Annotated in this window: 2 protein-coding genes and 3 pseudogenes; 2 read left to right on the top strand and 3 right to left on the bottom strand. The window is 58.1% G+C overall.

Translation table 11 applies throughout. The features are described 5' to 3' along the window. A pseudogene (locus E1N52_RS43210) lies at nt 1-140 on the top strand (IS5/IS1182 family transposase); the annotation flags it as partial. Between the two features lie 155 nt (nt 141-295). Here the strand turns inward: E1N52_RS43210 and E1N52_RS43205 are convergent. The 3 genes and pseudogenes from E1N52_RS43205 to E1N52_RS43195 all read right to left on the bottom strand — a co-directional run. Continuing rightward, a pseudogene (locus tag E1N52_RS43205) lies at nt 296-562 on the bottom strand (transposase); the annotation flags it as partial. A 237-nt stretch (nt 563-799) separates the two neighbouring features. After that, nucleotides 800-1,477 (bottom strand): annotated as a pseudogene (locus E1N52_RS43200) (carbonic anhydrase). Between the two features lie 18 nt (nt 1,478-1,495). After that, a complete protein-coding gene (locus tag E1N52_RS43195) occupies nt 1,496-2,809 on the bottom strand; it encodes a DUF2254 domain-containing protein (RefSeq protein WP_133191183.1) in 1,314 nt (437 codons plus the stop codon). A 416-nt stretch (nt 2,810-3,225) separates the two neighbouring features. Here E1N52_RS43195 and E1N52_RS43185 point away from each other — a divergent pair. Next, nucleotides 3,226-3,385 (top strand): helix-turn-helix domain-containing protein (locus tag E1N52_RS43185; RefSeq protein ID WP_165979410.1); only part of this gene is annotated, 160 nt, incomplete at its 3' end.

Raw genomic sequence — 3,385 nt, 5'->3', positions numbered from 1 at the left:
GTTTCGGCTGGGCCAAGACCGTGGGGCGCATGCGCCAGGTGATGGTGCGTGGCTTGAAGAAGGTGGACCAGATGTTCGTGTTGAATATGGCGGCCTACAACCTTGTGCGCATGCGATCGCTGGCACAGGTGCGTCCATAGTGGCGGGAAAGCGGCAATGAGGCCAAAAAAGTAGCCTCAAACCGCCGAAACAACGTTGAATTCGCGTTGAGATTGCGCAATCTGAAAAATTTTGCGGCAGGAGCCGCGTAAGCGGAACAAGGCCGTCTCCGTTGGGCTGTATTTCAGCGGCCTGCTAACGCCGGCATCACCCATTCGCGTACCCGCTGTAGAACCGCACGGTCAGACCAGTCTGCCTTGGCCACAAAATGGTGGAGTGACTGGTGCTTCGCACTCGCGTGAAGTGGGTCAATGTGCGCGGCCATCGGCTCGACGCTCTTGCGCGACGGGGGCAACACCAGGCCCGAGCAGTAACCCTTGAAGCCGGCATGGCGATCGGCGTGCCCCAACGCCTGCGCCAGATGATTCAGATACGCGTCAAATTCGTCGGCGCCTTCTCTCATCACGGTCGCCCAAAGTCTGTATTATTCAATACTACCAGGTATCACTCAGCTGCAAACATCTTTTTGTGACACAGTAGTATTAGGGGCATTCAAATGTCGGCTCCACATCAGACAGCGGTCTTTCGTGCGCAGAAGATGTCAGTCACGTCTCCAACCAACCCTCACGCCATGGCCATTCTCGCCACGGCTTGCCCATGGACCTGAGAAGGCATTCGTGTAGAAGAGTTTCACGCACCTTCACCGCGCCCGTGCGGCAATGCGCGCAATCATCCGATCAGCCATCGCGCGGTCGATGACTTCGAATGAGCGGCTCGTGCGCTCATAGGCGTACATGTCTCCAGTGGCGATGTCGAACCACCATCCGCTCAAAACCAGTGCCCCGGCAGTGACCTGCTGGCGAACAATCGGGTATGTCATCAGATGCTCCAGCTGCACAAGTACGTTAAGTTGCGACAATTGATCGTGCGGCTTCAGCCTGTCATCGAGTGGGCCTTCGTGTTCGAGACGAAACGCGGCGTTGCTGGCGTGGTGCAGTCATTTGTCGAGATTAGGCGCCTTCAGCTTTGCGCTGCGTGTGTACATGGCTTTCATCGCACCGCACTCGGAACGCCCGCACACGACTATATTCGCGACTTTCAGCACCAGCACTGAGTACTCGATTGCGCTCGCCTCGGAGAGATCACCGGTAGAGACTCCCTCCGTAGTAGCCGGTGGTATCAGGTTGCCGACATTGCGCATCGTGAACAGATCGCCCGGATGGGTTGAGGCAAGCAGGTCCGGTACCACCCGGCTGTCGGAGCAGGTAATAAAGAGCGCATCCGGTTTCTGCGTGAGCGCCAGTTTGCTGAATTTTTCCGCATATTGAGGCAACATTTTCTCGCGAAATTCAACAATGCCCATGATGAGTTTACGCATGGATTTCCTCCGAAAAGGCTAGCTGTTCGCTATCGAGGATGCCGAACCGCCGAGCCCCTGCGAGTCGGGGATGCGCGCCAACGCCAGGTCCTCCGGAAATGGATGATTCGCGGCGATCGCGCGGTCGATCAGTGTTAGCTCAACGCGCAATGCGTCATGACGATGTTCCGGCAGGCTCTGGATGAGGTTCTCTATCGCTGCACGCAGACGCCGCGCGATTTGAATGCTGCCCGCGCCATACTGTCGTATCTCGCGAAAACTGATATGCACGAAATCTTCCCAGTTGGGCGTCCGCAAGATCACGCGCACCCGCCCCGACCTGTCCTCAATCTCTTCGACGCGCAGAGACCGTTTGCCCACCATGCGCAATAGTCGGTGCAACTGGTCGATCGCAAGCACGGCCGTGGTCGGATCGTTGATCGCCGCCGACAGCGCTTTTAGCGCAATATCGACCAGGATGCGAAACGCGAACATCGGGTCCTGCTCCATGGTGCGTTCCGTCCCGAAAGCGACAAGTGTACGTAGCCTGTTTTCATCGATTGCGTCAGAGTCCCCGTACAAATAGAACAAGGGTTCGTCCACCGCGACGAAATCACCGACTTGCGGCACGACTTCGATCACTACGTTAGCCCGCTGCGCCTTGGCCACCAGCCTTTCCAGATTCACGGCCAGAACGATGCCAGACTTCCCGCGCTGACGAACAATGCGATCAGGTACGCCTCGCTCTTTGTCACGTTCCGGCGCGATAATCACACCCGTAGACGGGGCGGGATAAACGCTCTCGATGACCACGACCCCGTGCTCCCCAACGCGAGCCACGAGGCTTACAGGGCGCAGAAATTTCGCGGCGTAATCAATCAGGAAAAGGAAAGCGACGACGGAGGCGAATCCGAATAGCGCTGCAATGAAGACTTGAAGCTGGAGTACCTCATTCTCACCCATCCAGCCCGCCGTTCTATTGGCGAACAGCAGCGTGAAAACGAATAATCCCGAGATGGCACGGATGACGTTATCGCGCAGCAGCGTCGTTGCGATGATCCGCGGGGTGTACTGCCCGCCGGCGACCTGGATGGCGACGAGCAGCGAACCGAACGTAAATACCAGAAACGCCATGTCTGCCGATATGATGTCACCGAGCAGCGACCGCGCCCCAGTCATGGACAGGCCAAGCAGGCTGGTTTTCGCATCAAGGGTCCGTTGCCTGGTCATCCATCTTCCTACCATTTCAGCCACAGGCTTCACCACGGCATAGATCGCGATCGCGATGAGCGGCACAGTCCACAGCGAGGACCTTAGGTAGCTCCTTAGGCTGTACCAGCGATTCCAGTCCATGTTTGTTCCTCTCTACGATGCTATTGCAGCGTGGACCAAGGTATTCGCGGTTCGCCAGGTGGCATGCAAAGGAGGCTTCCCAAGCGGGCGTGCACACGACCGGGATCATCCCACGGTCGCTCCTTCCGGCCGTCGTCCTGATGTCGCGTTCAGACAAGCGCCGCTGAGCGTCCAAAACCACCTGCTTCTGTCGCGATACACGAACTGCACCGGCGCGAGGTTGGCAGCGTTGCTTCTGTCAACACTCGCGGCATAGGAGGGCCAATACTGTCAGCAGCCGCCCCGATGGGCGGGCAAATTCCCCCACCTGTGGGCACCTCAAAATCCCCCACCTAGAGACACGCGGAGCATGATGCTGGCGCGGTCTGGCAGGACGTTACCTTGCACCCCTCGAATGAAGAAGAGGGGTTGTTGGAGTGAATGTCTTGAAGCCGCATCTGCAAACAACCATCGCCACGCTCGTCGCAGCGGGCAAACGTCAGCGGGAGATCGCCCGGATTACGGGCGTTGACCGGAAGACGATCCGTAAGTACCAGGAGCAATTCGCGGCGGCGCAGGCAAATTCCCCCACGGTGC

The organism is Paraburkholderia guartelaensis, from assembly GCF_004353905.1.
GTDB lineage: Bacteria > Pseudomonadota > Gammaproteobacteria > Burkholderiales > Burkholderiaceae > Paraburkholderia > Paraburkholderia guartelaensis.
This window is presented reverse-complemented; position numbering and strand designations above follow the sequence as displayed.